Below are 15,690 nucleotides of genomic sequence, written 5' to 3'. Positions count from 1 at the left end.
GCCGGAGCCGGCGCTAGCCGCCCGCTTGCGGGCGGCTTTTCGAGATTCAAGCAAGATGGAGTTGCCGATGAAACCGGTCGATAGCCTGCAGGGCTTGTCCGAACACCTGTCCGTCCACGGCCTGAGCCGCCGTTTCGGCGGCTTCGCCGCGCTGGACGCGGTGTCCCTGTCCATACGCAAGGGCGAGTTCGTCTGCCTGCTGGGGCCGTCCGGCTGCGGCAAGACCACGCTGCTCAGATTGATCGCCGGCCTGGACGCGCCCGACGACGGCCGCATTCTGCTGTCCGGCCGCGACATCACCGATGCCGCGCCGGCCAAGCGCGATTACGGCATCGTGTTCCAGAGCTACGCGCTGTTTCCCAATCTGACCGTCGCCGACAATATCGCCTACGGCCTGACCCCGCGGCGCGACAAGGCGCGGCATGAACCGCGGGTGCGCGAGCTGCTGGATGTGGTCGGTCTGCCGGGCGCTGAGCGCAAATATCCGTCGCAGCTGTCCGGCGGCCAGCAGCAGCGGGTGGCGCTGGCGCGGGCGCTGGCCACCGCGCCGGGCCTGCTGCTGCTGGACGAGCCCTTGTCGGCGCTGGACGCGCGGGTGCGCGAGCGGCTGCGCGACGAATTGAAAAGTCTGCAGAAGCGGCTGGGCGTCACCACGCTGATGGTGACGCATGATCAGGAAGAGGCGCTGGCCATCGCCGACCGGGTGGTGGTGATGAACGCCGGCCGCGTCGAGCAGGTGGGCACGCCGGCGCAAATCTACCGCCAGCCGGCCAGCCGTTTCGTCGCCCAGTTCGTCGGCGCGGCCAACTGGCTGCCGGCGCAGCGCCAGGGCAGCCGCGAGGCCAGGGTGGGCGCATGCGCGCTGCGGCTGGAGACGCCATTGCCGGAAGGCGGGCCGCTGACCCTGTTTCTGCGGCCGGAGGACATCCTCGTCAAGGACCGCTGGGAGCCGCGGCCCAATACCCTGCTGGCGCGGGTGGAGGATGTCAGCTTCGGCGGCGCGATGACCCGCGTCCGGCTGCGCCCGGAGGGCATGCCGGGTCAGACGCTGCTCGCCGAGCTGTGCCCTTCCATGCTGCGGCGCCAGCCGCTGGCGCCGGGCGAGATCGTGCCGGTGGAGCTGCCGGCCGCGCTGCTGCGCGCCTATGCCGGGGAGGCCGCATGCTGAGCCTGGCGCTGCGATCGGTCCGCCTGGCTGCTGGCCGCGCCGACGGCGAAAAACTGGCGGCGGCTGCGCTGGTGTGGACGCTGGCGGCGTTGCTGGCGTTGGCGCTGGGTTTGCCGCTGCTGTTCATCCTGGGCAAGGCCTTCGTCACCGTGGATGGCGTCTTCGCCGGCCTGGCCAACTTCGCCCAGGTGCTGGACTCTCCCGGCCTGATGCGCGCCGCCTGGCATAGCCTGCTGCTGGCGCTGACGGTGAGCGCGCTGACCTTGCCGCCGGCCTTCGCCTTCGGCTGGTGCCTGAGCCGCAGCCGGGCCTGGGGGCGCGGTCTGTTCCGCCAGATCGCGCTGGCGCCGCTGCTGGCGCCGTCGTTGATGCCGGCCATTTCGCTGGTATACCTGTTCGGCAACCAGGGCTTGCTCAAGGGTTGGCTGGGCGGCGCCGGCATCTACGGTTTTTGGGGCGTGGCGCTGGGCGAGGTGTTCTACACCTTTCCCTACGCGCTGATGATCATCGCCACCGCGCTGGCCGCGGCGGACGCGCGGTTGTACGAGGCGGCCAGGACGCTGGGCGCCGGGCCGTGGCGGCAGTTCTTCACCATTACCCTGCCCGGCGCGCGCTACGGCCTGGTATCGGCGGCGCTGGTGGTGTTCACGCTGGTGGTCACCGATTTCGGCGTGCCCAAGGTGGTGGGCGGCGACTACAACGTGCTGGCGGTGGAGGCGTTCAAGCAAGTGGTCGGCCAGCAGAACTTCCCGCGCGGCGCGGTGGTGGGGCTGATGCTGCTGCTGCCGGCAGTGTTGTCCTTCTTCATCGAGCGCGCGCTGGCGCGGCGGCAACAGGCGGCGCTCACCGCGCGGGCGGTGCTGCTCGCCCCCGCGCCCTCGCTGCCCAGGGACGCCGCGGCGACGGCGCTGCTGGCCGTGGTGTCGGCGTTTTTGCTGGCCTTGCTGGGCGTGGGGGTGGCGGCGTCTTTTCTCAAATACTGGCCGTACGATTTGTCGTTCACGCTGGCGCATTACCGTTTCGACCATGTCGACGGCGGCGGCTGGGACGCCTATTTCAACAGCCTGAAGCTGGGCGGCGCGGTGGCGCTGCTGGGCAGCGCGCTGGTGTTTCTGGGCGCCTACGTCTGCGAGAAACAGCAGGCGGCGCCGCTGGGCCGCGGCCTGCTGCGCTTCTTCGCCATGCTGCCGATGGCGGTGCCAGGCCTGGTGCTGGGCCTGGGCTACGTATTCTTTTTCAACCATCCGGCCAACCCGCTGAACGCGCTGTACGGCGGCATGGCGCTGATGGCGGTTTGCACCATCGCCCACTTCTACACCACCGCGCATCTCACCGTCGCCACCGCGCTGAAGCAGCTGGACGGCGAATTCGAAGCGGTGGCGGCCTCGCTCAAGGTGCCGTTCTGGACCACCTTGCGGCGGGTCACGCTGCCGGTGGCGCTGCCGGCGCTGCTGGACGTGGCGCGTTTCCTGTTCGTATCGGCGATGACCACGCTGTCGGCGCTGGTGTTCATCATCAGTCCGGAAAACAGCCTGGCGGCGGTATCCATCATCACCATGGACGACGCCGGCGACACCGCGGCTGCGGCGGCGATGGCCACCTTGATCGTGCTGACCTCTGGCAGCGTGTCGCTGTTGTCGCTGGGGCTGGAAAAGGCGTTGGCCAGACGCAGCCGGCGCTGGCGCGAGCCGGGCTGAATGGCGAGCGGAAGCGGGCTTGCCAGATTGGCATGACAGGCTATATCTCAATCTGGATCGTCAATTCTTTCGGCATTGCCGATCGGAATTGCGGCGGGCGGCGCCCTCCGCTCGTCATTTCCGTCCAGCCTGGGAGGTGCCATGACCCGCCCGCTTTCTTGCCTTGTCCGCGCCGCCGCGCTGGCCCTGCCGCTGGCGCTTGCCGCCTGCGCCAGCCTGGACAGCGCCAAGTTCGCCGCGCTGAGCGAGGCGGCGCGCCAGATGGACGACGGCGCCGCGTCCAGCTTCGCCGCGCTGGAGCAATCGGCCCGCGACAGCGCGGTGCTGACCGCGCCCGATCGCAAGGTCGGCCTGCAAGGCTTTCCGCTGCTGAATGCCCTGGGGCAGCCGTATGACCTGTCCGGCCAACTGGACAAAGTGAAGGCGTCGCTGGACCTGCGGGCCTGCTATTCGGCGGCGTTGGCGCAGCTGGCCGCCGCCGGCAACCCCGCCGACATCGACAAATCGTCGCAGGACCTGGCGGCCAGCCTGCGACAGTTGCAGGGCAGCGGCCTGAGCGCGGCGGCGGCCAATGGATTGGCGACCGCGATCGACGCCTTCGGCCAGGCCAAGCTCGCGTCGCAGCGCAAGGACAGCCTGCGCGCGGTGATGGACCGGGCGCAGCCGGGGCTGGAGGCGCTGGCGCGGGAAATGAGCCGCGTGCAGCAGGATTTGCAGCTGTATCTGACCGACATCAGCCTGCGCTACCTGAGCTTTGTCGACCGCGACGGTTTCCGGCCGGCCTTTGGCAGCTGGGCCCGCTATCAGGGCGATCTGCAGGTGGCGGCGCAGCTGGCCGATTTCGACCGCCAGCACCGGGCGCTGGACCTGATAGGCAAGGAGTCGCAGGCTTTTCCCATCCTGCACCGGCAACTGCGGCAAAGCCTGGATGATCCGGGCGCGCGGCAGGACCGGCTGCGCGAATTCGTCGACGAAGCCAAGCGGCTGCGCAGCCTGTACCGGTCGCTGCCCGGTTAGTAAACCAAGGAGCGAGCGATGAATAATCATGATCTGGCCGAGCGGCTCACCGGGCTGGCTTCCCGGTTCAACAATCTGATGATCGCCACCACCGGCGACATCAGCCGGCAATGCGGCGATCTGCAGGCGACGCTGGCGGGCCAGTCTATGGCCGCCATCTCCCGCGATTTGGACGCCGCCGCCGCCCAGTACGCCGGCGCGGTGGCCGCGCTGCAGGACGCGACGCAAGCGGCGGACAGCGCGGCGCAGCAATTGCAGCAGACCAGCAATTCCATCGCGTTTGTGGCCAAGGCGATACAGCTGGCGGGCAAGGCGTCGGGCCTGGCGGCGGCATTGTTGGCCTGAGAAAGGGCCTCGCCGTCCGAGAAAAGCGCGCGCGCGGCGCTTATGTGGTCCGTCTGCCCCCGGCGCCGGCGCCCCTTGCCGCGCGCAAGTTCTTTAACAAGCTTTTCCTTCCTTTACTAAAGCGCGGCGGCTGTCCGATATTGAGGGAAAGCCGGTGGAAAATCTGACGGCCGAGCAGTGGTAACCGGTATAGCCAGCATCTTCTCCAGATCATGCAGCAAGGGGGCGGCCCAAGGGCCGACTGATCATGATAGATACTTCGGAAGCCAAACTCGGATTGGGAAAAGGCAAGCCGTCTTCTTCTGCATGGTGGGCGCTGTTCGGGCTGTTCATCGCATTGTGCGGCCTTGCGGTGTCGCTGTTCCTCAACGAGGTTCATACCTCGCGGTTCCAGGCGATGTTTTTCAGCCGCGCCGCCCGCCATGCCACCTTCCAGGTCGAACCTGGCCGCAGCAAGGACATGCGCTTTCCCGAGCGCGGCGGCCCTTACGACCTGCGCATGGGCTATTCCGACCTGCCGCGCTACCTGGATCGCTTGCAAAATCGCGGCTTCGCCATTACCGGCCAGGCTCGCCAGTCGCCGGACATGATACGGCTGGTGGACAGCGGCGTGACCGGGCCCTTGCTGCCGCTGGGGCTGTTCCCGCCGTATCGCGAAAAAGACCAGTCCGGCTTGCTGGTTTACGACGGCTATGGCCGCGCCATCTACCAGTCGCTCTATCCGCAGCGGGTGTACCGCGATTTCGATGCGCTGCCGCGCCTCTTGGTTTCCGGGCTGCTGTACATCGAAAACCATTCGTTGCTGGACGACAGCAATCCGCAGCAGAACCCGGCGGTGGAGTGGTCGCGCTTCGGCAAGGCGCTGGCGGACGAGGGCCTGCACCTGCTGCGGCCCGGCTACCATTCGGCCGGCGCCAGCACCCTGGCCACCCAGATCGAGAAATTCCGCCACTCGCCCGGCGGCCGCACCGGCACCCCCAAAGAGAAGCTGCGCCAGATGCTGTCCGCCTCGGTGCGGGCCTATCATGGCGGCGAGGATACCAGCGCCGTGCGCCGCCAGCTGGTGGTGGAGTATCTGAACACGGTGCCGCTGGCAGCGCGCGCCGGCTTCGGCGAAATCTCCGGCATCGGCGACGGCATGTGGGCCTGGTACGGCCGCTCGTTCGACGAGGTCAACCGCACGCTGGCCAGCGACGCGCCGCTGTCGGTGGGCGAGCAGGCCACCGTGTTCAAGGAGGCGTTCAGCCTGATGATCTCGCAGCGCAGCCCGTCCTACTTCCTCAACGGCGACATGAAGGTGCTGGAGGCGCTGACGGACTCCTACCTGCGGCTGATGGCGCGCGACAAGGTGATCACGCCGGAGTTGCGCGACGCCGCCTTGCGGGTGTCGCTGCGGCAGCAGCGGGAAAAGGCCAGCTTCGTCAGCAAGTCGCTGGTGGAGCGCAAGGGCGCCAACGCGGTGCGGGTGAAGCTGGCCGGCATGCTGGGCATGCCGCGCATGTACGATCTCGACCACCTGGATCTGACGGTCAACAGCACGCTGGATTCGCAATTGCAGCAGGAGGTGACCGACAAGCTGCTGAAGCTGCGCGACCCGGATTACGCCAAATCGGTGGGGCTGGGCGACAAATTCCTGCTGCAGCAAGGCTCGCCCGGCGGCGTCACCTACAGCTTCACGCTGATTGAGCGCACGCCGGTCGGCAACCAGGTCAGGGTGCAGGCCGACAATTTCGACCAGCCCTTCGACATCAACGAAGGCACCAAGCTGGATCTGGGCTCCACCGCCAAGCTGCGCACCCTGGTCACCTATCTGGAAGTCATCGCCGATCTGCACCGGCAGTACGCGGGCCTGGACAAGGCGGAGCTGGCCGCCATCCGGCCGACCGAGCATGAGTCGGTGCTGCGGCGCTGGGCGATAGACTACCTGAAGCAAAACGACGACCGCAGCCTGTCGGCGATGCTGGCGGCGTCGATGGAGCGCAAGTACAGCGCCAACCCGGGCGAAAGCTTCTTCACCGGCGGCGGCCGCCATACCTTCGAAAACTTCGAGAAGAGCGACAACAGCCGCATCCTGACGCTGCGGGAAGCGACCCAGCACTCGGTCAACCTGGTGTACATCCGGCTGATGCGCGACGTCGCCCACTACTACATGTACCCGGCTGGCTATGACCGCGAGGTGATGGGCGACAAAGACGACCCGCGCCGGCTCGCCTATCTGCAGCGCTTCGCCGACCGCGAGGGGAAAACCTTCATGGCCGGCTTCTACCGCAAATACCACGGTAAGAGCGCCAGCGAGATCGACGCCGCCCTGGTTGAAAAGGCGCGCCGCAGCGCCAAGCGGCTGGCGGTGATCTTCCGCAGCGTGCATCCAACCGAGGGCCAGGCTGCAATGGCGGCCTTCATCGCCCGCTACCAGACGCCGCCGTCCAAGATGGACCCCAAAAACCTGGCCAAGCTGTACGACGAACTGGGGCCGGATCGCTTCAACCTGGCCGACCGCGGTTATCTGGCCGGCGTCCATCCGCTGGAATTGTGGATGGTGGCTTATCTGCATGCCCATCCCAAAGCGGGGTGGTCGGACATGGTGCAGGCCAGCGCAGCGCAGCGCCAGGAAGTCTACCAATGGCTGTTCAACAGCAAGCACAAGGGCGGCCAGGACAACCGCATCCGCCAGATCCAGGAGATCGACGCTTTCCGCCAGATCCACGCGGCCTGGAAGCGCATGGGTTATCCGTTCGATTCCTTGGTGCCGTCCTACGCCACCGCGCTGGGCGCGTCGGCCGACCGGCCGGCGGCGCTGGCCGAGCTGATGGGCATCATTTCCAACGACGGAGTGCGGCTGCCGACTGTTTACATCGACAAACTGCATTTCGCTTCCGCCACGCCGTACGACACCACGCTTGCGCAGGCGCCGGCGCGCGGTGTGCGGGTGCTGCCGCCGGAAATCCCGCAACTGGTGCGCCAGGTGCTGTCCGAGGTGGTGGACAAGGGCACCGCCCACCGCGCCGCCGGCGCGTTCGACCGCAAGGGCGAGCACGTGCTGATAGGCGGCAAGACCGGCACCGGCGACAACCGTTTCAAGACCTTCTCCCGCGGCGGCGGCCTCACCTCCGCGCGGGTGGTCAGCCGTTCCGGCGCCTTCGTGTTCTACATCGGCGACCACTACTTCGGCACCATCATCGCCTATGTGGCCGGCCCCAAGGCGGCCGACTACAAATTCACCAGCGCCTTGCCGGTGCAGGTGCTGAAGGTGCTGGCGCCCACGCTGGCGCCGCGGCTGGATCTGACGCCGCGCGGCACCAGCCAGGGCGCCGACAGCGTGGCGGAAGGCACCCCGGACTTGGGCTTGCCGCCGGGCACTCCGTTATGCCTGGTGCCCAGCCTGGGCGGCATGTGCCAGTTGCTGAAGCAGCCGCAGATGGATGCGCTGCCGCAACGGCGGCGCGAGGCGGACTGGCGGGCGGACGGCCGGGAAGGTTAGGGCGGAAGAGGGTGGCAAAGCCCCGCGCGGCATGGCCGGCGCGGGGCTTGGTGTTCGTGGCGCGGGCGAAGGGCGCTTTCCGCCGCCGCGCTGGCTTATTCCGCTCCGCTGCCATGGCCCAGCTCTTGCCGATACTGGCGCGGCGTCAGACCAGTCAAGGCTTTGAACTGGCGGCTGAAGGCGCTGTGGTCGGTATAGCCGCAGCTCAGGGCCACTTCGGTGATGGCCATGTCCTCATGCAGCAGCCGGTGCGCATGTTCCAGCCTGGCTTTGAGTATCATTTGCCGCGGCGACAGGTGGAACACTTTCTTGCAGTAGCGCTCCAGCTGGGCGATGGACAAGCCGGCGATGGCGGTGAGCTCCGCCATTGAAATCGGCTGGCTGAAATGGCGGCGGATGAATTCGTCCACCGCCGCCAGGCGCGTATAAGCCGGGTGCGTCTTGCTGGCCGACTGCAAATCCAGCGAGATGCCGATCAGCCCGATGATTTCTTCCTGCCGGTTGTACAAGGGCCACTTGTAGGTCAGACACCAGCCTGGCTCCCGGCTTTTGAACAGATGCAGTTCCAGCTGGCTTTCCAGCACCTGGCCGTCCTGCAGCACCTTGATATCCTGCGCCGTGTAGACCTGCCCCAGCTGGATGGGAAACACTTCGGCGCTGGTTTTTCCCAGCAGCGGCGGCAAATCCTTCAAGCCGCAGCGCTGCGCCAGCGTTTGGTTGGCGCAGAGATAACGCGCCTGCCTGTCCTTGATGAAGATGGCCGCGTTGGGGATCAGGTCCAGCACCGGCATCAGCGGGGCGATGCCCGCCAGCAAGTCGTCCATCGTCGCCGGGCGGATTTCGTCTCGCCAGCGGGCGATTTTTTCCACGGTTTCGTTCGTCACTCCCCCCACCTTTCTAGGCGAGCTTAGCCGTTGGCATCCATTGCCACCTCGCCATCCCGAATGCTCTGCCGCCCGGTCAAGCATCAAGCCTATCCCATTCTGCAGGTTCGCTGAAACGCGAACTATGCCGATTTCGTCATTGCTGCTGATGATAGCCATCAAGATTGTCGGCGACAACGCGGCCATGCTAGCAGGGTGGAAGCGAATGCCGGCTAGGCGCAGAGATTCAATGGAATCAAAGGCCTGCGAGACGATGGCGGGGCGGCCGGACTGAATGGAGCTGGAGAATGGACAAGCGAATCAAGCAGATTGAAGTCATAGATTCCCACACTGGGGGCGAACCCACCCGGCTGGTGCTGAGCGGGTTTCCCGCGCTGGCGGGGGCCACCATGGCGGACCAGCGCGATGAATTGCGCGAGCGGCACGACCCATGGCGCCGCGCCTGCCTGCTGGAGCCGCGCGGCAGCGATGTGCTGGTGGGCGCGCTGTACTGCCAGCCGGTTTCGCCCGACGCCGCCTGCGGCGTGATCTTCTTCAATAACGCCGGCTACTTGGGCATGTGCGGCCACGGCACGATCGGCCTGATCGCCTCCTTGCATTACCTGGGGCGAATCGCGCCCGGCACCCACAAGATCGACACTCCGGTGGGGCCGGTCAGCGCCGTTTTACATGAAGATGGCGCGGTGACGCTGCGCAATGTGCCGGCCTACCGCTACCGCCGGCAGGCGGTAGTGGAGGTGCCTGGCCATGGCCGGGTGATCGGCGACATCGCCTGGGGCGGCAACTGGTTTTTCCTGGTGGCCGAGCATGGCCTGAGCGTGCGGCTGGACAATGTCGAGGCGCTAAGCGCTTTTGCCTGTGCCGTGCTGCTGGCCTTGGACGCGCAGGGCCTCACCGGGGCCGACGGCGCGCGCATCGATCATGTGGAACTGTTCGCCGACGATGAACACGCAGATAGCCGCAACTTCGTCATGTGCCCCGGCAAGGCCTACGACCGTTCCCCCTGCGGCACCGGCACCAGCGCCAAGCTGGCCTGCCTGGCCGCCGACGGCAAGCTGGCTGAAGGCGAAGAGTGGGTGCAGGCCGGCATCACCGGCAGCCGCTTCATCGGCCGTTACCAGCGCGAAGGCGATTTCATCCGCCCCTACATCACCGGCCGCGCCCACGTCACGGCGCGCGCGACATTGCTGATAGACGAAGAAGACCCCTTCGCGTGGGGCATCTGAGCCCACGCCTCTCATTACCTCTACCACCTGAATGAATGCCGCAAGGAGCAAGACAATGAGCGATAACATTTTCACCGGTTGCATTCCGGCGCTGATGACCCCGTGCACCGCTGATCGCCAGCCGGATTTCGACGCGCTGGTGGCCAAGGGCAAGGAGCTGGTGTCTCTGGGCATGAGCGCGGTGGTGTACTGCGGCTCGATGGGCGATTGGCCGCTGCTGAGCGAAGCTCAGCGCCAGGAGGGCGTGGCGCGGCTGGTGGCCGCCGGCGTGCCGACCATAGTCGGCACCGGCGCCGTCAACACCCGCGAGGCGGTTTCCCATGCCGCCCACGCCGCCCAGGTGGGGGCGCATGGCTTGATGGTGATCCCGCGCGTGCTGTCGCGCGGCGCGTCGCCGGCCGCGCAAAAGGCGCATTTCTCGGCCATTCTGGCCGCCGCGCCCAAGCTGCCGGCGGTGATCTACAACAGCCCCTATTATGGCTTCGCCACCCGCGCCGACCTGTTCTTCGAGCTGCGCCGCGCCTATCCCAATCTGATCGGCTTCAAGGAATTCGGCGGCGCCGCCGACATGCGCTACGCCGCCGAGCACATCACCTCCCAGGATGACGAAGTCACGCTGATGGTGGGGGTGGACACCCAGGTGGTGCACGGCTTCGTCAATTGCAACGCCACCGGCGCGATCACCGGCATCGGCAACGCGTTGCCGCGCGAGGTGCTGCACCTGGTGGCATTGAGCCGGACGGCGGCCAGAGGCGATGCCGTCGCCCGCCGCCGCGCCGGCGAGCTGGAATCGGCGCTGGCCGTGCTGTCCTCCTTCGACGAGGGCTGCGACCTGGTGCTGTATTACAAGCACCTGATGGTGCTGAACGGCGACAAGGAATACGCGCTGCATTTCAACGAGACCGACGCGCTGAGCCCCGCCCAGCGCCGCTATGCCGAAACCCAGTACGCGCTGTTCCGCGAGTGGTACCGCAACTGGTCGGCCGAGCAGAATGTCGCCTGATATTCAATCCCCGCCGCGCCCTTGGCGGCGCGGCCGTTTACTTGTGGCCATCAACAAATCCTCGCAAAGCACCTGAGCCAACGCAGGATCAGGGGTTTTGTTCGTGGCCTTCACGCAGGAAACATGATGAATCTGACAGGCATGATGCTCATCGGCGGACGGGCCGTCGCCGGCTGCCGCGAGACGATCCGGGCGATAGACCCGTCCACCGATCAAGCTCTGGAGCCGGGCTACCCCGGCGCAGACCGCGAACAGGTGGAGCAGGCCTGCGCATTGGCCTGGGAGGCGTTTGACGCCTACCGCGACACCGCGCCGGAAACGCGGGCGCGTTTTCTCGAAACCATCGCCGACGAGATGGAAGCGCTGGGCGATGCGCTGATAGAACGCGCGATGGCCGAAACCGGCCTGCCGCGCGCCCGGCTGCAGGGCGAGCGCGGCCGCACTTGCGGCCAGCTGCGGCTGTTCGCCCGCACGCTGCGGGCCGGCGAGTGGCTGGACGCGCGGGTGGACCCGGCCATGCCGCAGCGCCAGCCGCTGCCGCGCGCTGATCTGCGTCAGCGCCAGGTGGCTTTGGGGCCGGTGGCGGTGTTCGGCGCCAGCAATTTTCCCTTGGCCTTCTCGGTGGCCGGCGGCGACACCGCTTCCGCGCTGGCGGCCGGCTGCCCGGTCATCGTCAAGGCGCATAGCGCCCATCCCGGCGTCAGCGAACTGGCGGGGCGGGCCATCGCGCGGGCTGCGGAGAAATGCGGGCTGCCGGCCGGGGTGTTCGCGCTGCTGTTCGGCGCAGGCCGCGAAGCGGGGCAGGCGCTGGTGGCCGATCCGCGCGTCAAGGCGGTGGGTTTCACCGGCTCGCGCGGCGGCGGCCTGGCCTTGTGCCGGCTGGCGCAAAGCCGGCCGGAGCCGATTCCGGTGTATGCGGAAATGAGCTCCACCAATCCGGTGTTTCTGCTGCCGGCGGCGCTGCGGGCGCGCGGCGAGGCGCTGGCGCAGGGCTTCGTCGCCTCGCTGACGCTGGGCGCGGGGCAGTTCTGCACCAATCCCGGCTTGATCATCGCCGAGCAAGGCCCGGAGCTGGACGGTTTCATCGCCGCCGCGTCCGCCCTGCTGCGGCAGAGTCCGGCGCAGACCATGCTGACGCCCGGCATCTTCCGCGCTTACCAGGCCGGTGTGGACGCGCTGTCCGGCCATGCCCGGCTGGCGGCCGCCGGCTTGCCGGCCACTGGGCCCAACCAGTGCCAGGCCCAGCTGTGGCTGACTGATGCGCAGGTGTATCTGGCCAATCCTGCATTGCGGGCCGAGGTGTTCGGCGCCGCCGCCTTGATCGTGCAATGCCATGACGCGCGGGAGTTTCGCCAACTTGCCGAGCAGCTGGAAGGCCAGCTCACCGCCACGCTGCAGCTGGACGAGGGCGATCTGGACCTGGCCCACGCGCTGCTGCCCACGCTGGAGCGCAAGGCCGGCCGCATTCTGGCGAACGGCTGGCCCACCGGCGTGGAAGTGTGCGACGCCATGGTGCATGGCGGGCCGTACCCGGCCACCTCGGACGCGCGGGCCACCTCGGTGGGCACGGCCGCCATCCAGCGCTTCCTGCGGCCGGTCTGCTACCAGGACTTGCCGGACGCGCTGCTGCCGCAGGCCTTGAAACAGGCCAACCCGCTGGCGCTGCGCCGCCTGCTGGATGGCGGGCGGGAGGGCTGAGCGATGGCGCCCGCTCTTGCGCCCGGCGCGGCCGTCATCGTGGTGGGCGCTGGCATAGTTGGCATTGCTACGGCTTTGCAGCTGCGCCTGGCCGGTTTCGAGGTGACGCTGCTGGACCGCGGCGAGCCGGCGATGGAAACCAGCTACGGCAACGCCGGCGCCTTCGCCGTCAGCGACGTGATCCCGCTGGCCGAGCCCGGCGTGCTGCGCAAGGTGCCCGGCTGGATGTTGGATCCGCTGGGGCCGCTGGCCCTGCGTTGGCGCTACCTGCCCACGCTGGCCCCCTGGCTGCTGCGCTTTCTGGCCGCCAGCCGGCCGCGCCGCGTGGCCGAACTGACCCAGGCGCTGGCCGCGCTGCTGGGGCGGGTCAATGACGACTACGCCGCGTTGATAGCGCGGGCCGGCCTCGGCCATCTGTGGCGGCGGCACGGCAACCTGACGCTGTATCGCAGCCGGGAGGAGTTCGACGCCGCCGCGCCGGCCTGGGATGCCAAGCGCCGCCATGGCGTGCGATGGCAGGTGCTGGACCGCGAGGCGCTGGAGGAAGAAGAGGGCGTTGTGGGCGAGGAATGGCGCTACGCGGTCAAGGTGCCGGCGTGGTCCCATGTGGACGACCCCTATGTCTTCAGCCGCGGCCTGTTCGACGCCTTCCTCCGCGAGGGCGGCCGCTTTGTGCGGGACGAGGCGCTGGCCACAGCGACGGAAGCCGGCCGCGTGGCCGGCGTGGAAACGGCGGGCAACGGCCGCCTGCGCGCCGACGCGGTGGTGATCGCCTGCGGCGTGTGGAGCGACCGCTTCGTCAAACAACATCAATACCGCGTGCCGCTGGAAAGCGAGCGCGGCTATCACGTCAACCTGCCCAAGGCCGGGGTGGCGCTGCGCCACTTCATCCAGTGCGCCAGCGAGAGCTTCGTCATCCTGCCGATGGCCAACGGCGGCTTGCGCCTGGCCGGCACGGTGGAGCTGGCGCACCGCGACGCCCCGCCGGACTGGCGCCGCGCCCGCATCCTGCTGGACAAGGCCAGGCGCATCGTCGGCGATTTCTCCACCGAAGACATGACGGTGTGGATGGGCAACCGCCCGTCGCTGCCGGACACCCTGCCCATCATCGGCCCGGCGCCGCAGCCGGGGCTGTGGTTCGCCACCGGCCACGGCCATCTGGGCCTGACCCTGGCGGCCACCACCGGCGCGCTGCTGCGCGACATGTTGCAGGGGCGGACTCCGGCGCTGGACATGCAGCCGTATCGGCTATCTCGTTTTTGACCCCGTCCCAGGCTGGCAGAGACCGGCCGCGGCGGGGGAGCGGTAGCAGGGCGGGCCGGGTGGCTTGCCCTGATCCATGCAGCAATAAAGGAGACATCTCATGGCTTGGAACAAACTGTTTGCGGACGTGAATTGGGTGGTGGCGCTGGGCGGCATGATGGCGCCGTTCGCCATGGCGGCGGCCCATGCCGATACCGTGGTCAAGATAGGCTTCGCCTCGCCGCTGTCCGGCCCGCAGGCCCACTATGGCAAGGACAATGAAAACGCCGCCAAAATGGCGGTGGACGATGTCAACGCCAAGGGCCTGGTGGTGGGCGGGCAGAAGATTCAGTTCGAACTGGTGTCCGAGGACGACCAGGCCGACCCGCGCATCGGCACCCAGGCGGCGCAGCGGCTGGTGGATGCCGGGGTGAAGGCCGTCATCGGCCATTTCAACTCCGGCGTGTCCATCCCAGCCTCGCGCATTTACTCAGAAGCCGGTATCCCGCAATTGTCGGTGGCCACCAACCCGGCTTATACCCAGCAAGGCTACAAAACCACCTTCCGCCTGGTGGGCAGCGACAGCCAGATAGGCGGCGCGCTGGGGCAGTTCGCCGTCAAGACGATGAAGGTCAAGACCATCGTCGCCATCGACGACCGCACCGCCTACGGCCAGGGCATCGCCGACGAATTCGTCAAGGCGGTGGCGGCCAACGGCGGCAAGGTGACGCGCCGCGAATTCACCACCGACAAAGCCACCGACTTCACCGCCATCCTCACCTCGCTGAAGGCCGTCAATCCGGACGTGGTGTTTTACGGCGGCGCCGACGCCCAGGCCGCGCCCATGGTCAAGCAGATGAAACGGCTGGGCCTCAAGGCCAAGCTGATGGGCGGAGACATGCTCAACACCCCCACCTTCATCCAGCTGGCCGGCGCGGACGCGGCCGGCCATTACTCGGCGGTGGCCGGCGGCGTGCTCAGCGCCCGCCCGGCGGGCAAGGCGTTTGAGCGTCGCTACAAGGCACGCTTCCATCAGGACGTGGTGCTGCTGGGGCCGCAGTTCTACGACGGCGTGATGCTGGTGGCCGCGGCCATGAAGCAGGCGGGCTCGGTGGAGCCGGCCAAATACCTGCCCAAGCTGGCCGCCATCCGCTACAGCGGCGTCACCGCCGACTTCGCCTTCGCGCCCAATGGCAATCTGTTGAAAGCGCCGGTCACGCTGTCCACGGTGAAAAACAACGCCTGGGCGGTGGAGACGGTGGTCCGCTGAGCGCGGCAGACAAAAAACGAATCTACCCCGGCGACTCCTCCGCCCCTGAGCCGGCTCGCTTCATGCGGAGCCGGCTTCTTTTTCGGTGTTTGCCGGCGGGTCTGTTGACACTCCGGCGCTGAACTGCCACCCTTCCGGCTTCGTTTTATTTGCCATTGCCCGCCATGAAAATCACTGCCAACACCGCCGTTACCCTGCGCATGAAAGTCACCGACAGCCAGGGCCTGGTCTACGACGACGGCAAGCACCCGATCGCCTACCTGCACGGCGACTACGACAACCTGTTCCCCAAGCTGGAAGCCGCGCTGGAGGGCCAGGAACCGGGCTTCCAGATCACGGTGGATCTCGCCGCCGAAGACGCCTTCGGCGAGCGCGACGAAGCGCTGGCCACCACCATGGCCAAGGCGGACTTCCCGCCCGGCATCAAGGTGGGCGGCCAGATCCAGCGCCCCGGCCCGGACGGCCAGCCGCGCTACTACTTCGTCACCAAGATCAAAGGCCCGACCGTCTTGTTGGACGGCAACCACCCGCTGTGCGGCAAAAACCTGCGCTTCGCCCTCAAAGTGGTGGATGTGCGCGAGGCGACGGCCGAAGAAATCGCTCACCAGCATGTGCACGGCGAGCACGGGCATCAGCACTGATCCCGGCCTCTCCCCGCA

Annotated in this window: 12 protein-coding genes; 11 read left to right on the top strand and 1 reads right to left on the bottom strand. The window is 67.6% G+C overall.

Annotation, left to right across the window (positions count from 1 at the left end):
* The first annotated feature begins 67 nt into the window (after nt 1-67).
* From U6115_RS15590 to U6115_RS15570, 5 genes are all read left to right on the top strand, one after another.
* Nucleotides 68-1,168 (top strand): putative 2-aminoethylphosphonate ABC transporter ATP-binding protein, encoded by a 1,101-nt coding sequence (locus tag U6115_RS15590; protein ID WP_043577598.1) that lies wholly within the window; start codon nt 68-70, stop codon nt 1,166-1,168.
* A complete protein-coding gene (locus U6115_RS15585; protein WP_043577596.1) occupies nt 1,162-2,865 on the top strand; it encodes a putative 2-aminoethylphosphonate ABC transporter permease subunit in 1,704 nt (567 codons plus the stop codon). Before U6115_RS15590 ends, U6115_RS15585 begins: the two co-directional genes overlap by 7 nt.
* 141 nt (nt 2,866-3,006) lie before the next feature.
* Nucleotides 3,007-3,882, top strand: coding sequence for a hypothetical protein (locus U6115_RS15580; protein ID WP_043577593.1), 876 nt, complete (start codon nt 3,007-3,009; stop codon nt 3,880-3,882).
* 18 nt (nt 3,883-3,900) lie between these two features.
* Nucleotides 3,901-4,227, top strand: a complete 327-nt coding sequence (locus tag U6115_RS15575; protein ID WP_043577591.1) for a hypothetical protein — start codon at nt 3,901-3,903, stop codon at nt 4,225-4,227.
* A gap of 247 nt (nt 4,228-4,474) precedes the next feature.
* Nucleotides 4,475-7,708, top strand: coding sequence for a transglycosylase domain-containing protein (locus tag U6115_RS15570; RefSeq protein ID WP_043577588.1), 3,234 nt, complete (start codon nt 4,475-4,477; stop codon nt 7,706-7,708).
* Between the two features lie 95 nt (nt 7,709-7,803).
* On the opposite strand, the gene U6115_RS15565 is transcribed toward U6115_RS15570, so the two are convergent.
* Nucleotides 7,804-8,592 carry an AraC family transcriptional regulator gene (locus U6115_RS15565; RefSeq protein ID WP_230623406.1) on the bottom strand — a complete coding sequence of 263 codons (789 nt, stop codon included), beginning with the start codon at nt 8,590-8,592 and terminating at the stop codon, nt 7,804-7,806.
* Nucleotides 8,593-8,891: 299 nt separating this feature from the next.
* Between U6115_RS15565 and U6115_RS15560 the strand changes: the two genes are divergently transcribed.
* The 6 genes from U6115_RS15560 (at nt 8,892) to U6115_RS15535 (ending at nt 15,672) form a co-directional block, all read left to right on the top strand.
* Nucleotides 8,892-9,818, top strand: coding sequence for a 4-hydroxyproline epimerase (locus tag U6115_RS15560; RefSeq protein ID WP_043578035.1), 927 nt, complete (start codon nt 8,892-8,894; stop codon nt 9,816-9,818).
* Nucleotides 9,819-9,873: 55 nt separating this feature from the next.
* Entirely contained in the window at nt 9,874-10,821 is a 948-nt protein-coding gene (locus tag U6115_RS15555; protein ID WP_043577582.1) for a dihydrodipicolinate synthase family protein, read from the top strand.
* A 123-nt stretch (nt 10,822-10,944) separates the two neighbouring features.
* Nucleotides 10,945-12,519, top strand: a complete 1,575-nt coding sequence (locus tag U6115_RS15550; RefSeq protein WP_230623404.1) for an aldehyde dehydrogenase (NADP(+)) — start codon at nt 10,945-10,947, stop codon at nt 12,517-12,519.
* Nucleotides 12,520-12,522: 3 nt separating this feature from the next.
* Nucleotides 12,523-13,782 carry an NAD(P)/FAD-dependent oxidoreductase gene (locus U6115_RS15545; RefSeq protein WP_043577576.1) on the top strand — a complete coding sequence of 420 codons (1,260 nt, stop codon included), beginning with the start codon at nt 12,523-12,525 and terminating at the stop codon, nt 13,780-13,782.
* Nucleotides 13,783-13,882: 100 nt separating this feature from the next.
* On the top strand, nt 13,883-15,031 hold the full coding sequence (locus U6115_RS15540) for a branched-chain amino acid ABC transporter substrate-binding protein (RefSeq protein WP_047236449.1): 1,149 nt from the start codon (nt 13,883-13,885) through the stop codon (nt 15,029-15,031).
* A gap of 164 nt (nt 15,032-15,195) precedes the next feature.
* On the top strand, nt 15,196-15,672 hold the full coding sequence (locus tag U6115_RS15535) for an FKBP-type peptidyl-prolyl cis-trans isomerase (RefSeq protein ID WP_043577574.1): 477 nt from the start codon (nt 15,196-15,198) through the stop codon (nt 15,670-15,672).
* The last annotated feature ends 18 nt before the right edge of the window (nt 15,673-15,690 follow it).

It is taken from the genome of Chromobacterium subtsugae (assembly GCF_035919665.1).
In the GTDB taxonomy this organism is placed as follows: domain Bacteria; phylum Pseudomonadota; class Gammaproteobacteria; order Burkholderiales; family Chromobacteriaceae; genus Chromobacterium; species Chromobacterium subtsugae.
The sequence above is the reverse complement of the archived record's forward strand: the minus strand, read 5'-3'. Positions and strand labels throughout refer to the sequence as shown.

Bases quoted from the DNA above. Each gene is read 5' to 3' on its own strand.
- U6115_RS15585 (WP_043577596.1), top strand. From the start codon at position 1,162: ATGCTGAGCCTGGCGCTGCGATCGGTCCGCCTGGCTGCTGGCCGCGCC.
- U6115_RS15570 (WP_043577588.1), top strand. From the start codon at position 4,475: ATGATAGATACTTCGGAAGCCAAACTCGGATTGGGAAAAGGCAAGCCG.
- U6115_RS15535 (WP_043577574.1), top strand. From the start codon at position 15,196: ATGAAAATCACTGCCAACACCGCCGTTACCCTGCGCATGAAAGTCACC.
- U6115_RS15550 (WP_230623404.1), top strand. From the start codon at position 10,945: ATGATGAATCTGACAGGCATGATGCTCATCGGCGGACGGGCCGTCGCC.
- U6115_RS15555 (WP_043577582.1), top strand. From the start codon at position 9,874: ATGAGCGATAACATTTTCACCGGTTGCATTCCGGCGCTGATGACCCCG.
- U6115_RS15540 (WP_047236449.1), top strand. From the start codon at position 13,883: ATGGCTTGGAACAAACTGTTTGCGGACGTGAATTGGGTGGTGGCGCTG.
- U6115_RS15575 (WP_043577591.1), top strand. From the start codon at position 3,901: ATGAATAATCATGATCTGGCCGAGCGGCTCACCGGGCTGGCTTCCCGG.
- U6115_RS15590 (WP_043577598.1), top strand. From the start codon at position 68: ATGAAACCGGTCGATAGCCTGCAGGGCTTGTCCGAACACCTGTCCGTC.
- U6115_RS15545 (WP_043577576.1), top strand. From the start codon at position 12,523: ATGGCGCCCGCTCTTGCGCCCGGCGCGGCCGTCATCGTGGTGGGCGCT.
- U6115_RS15580 (WP_043577593.1), top strand. From the start codon at position 3,007: ATGACCCGCCCGCTTTCTTGCCTTGTCCGCGCCGCCGCGCTGGCCCTG.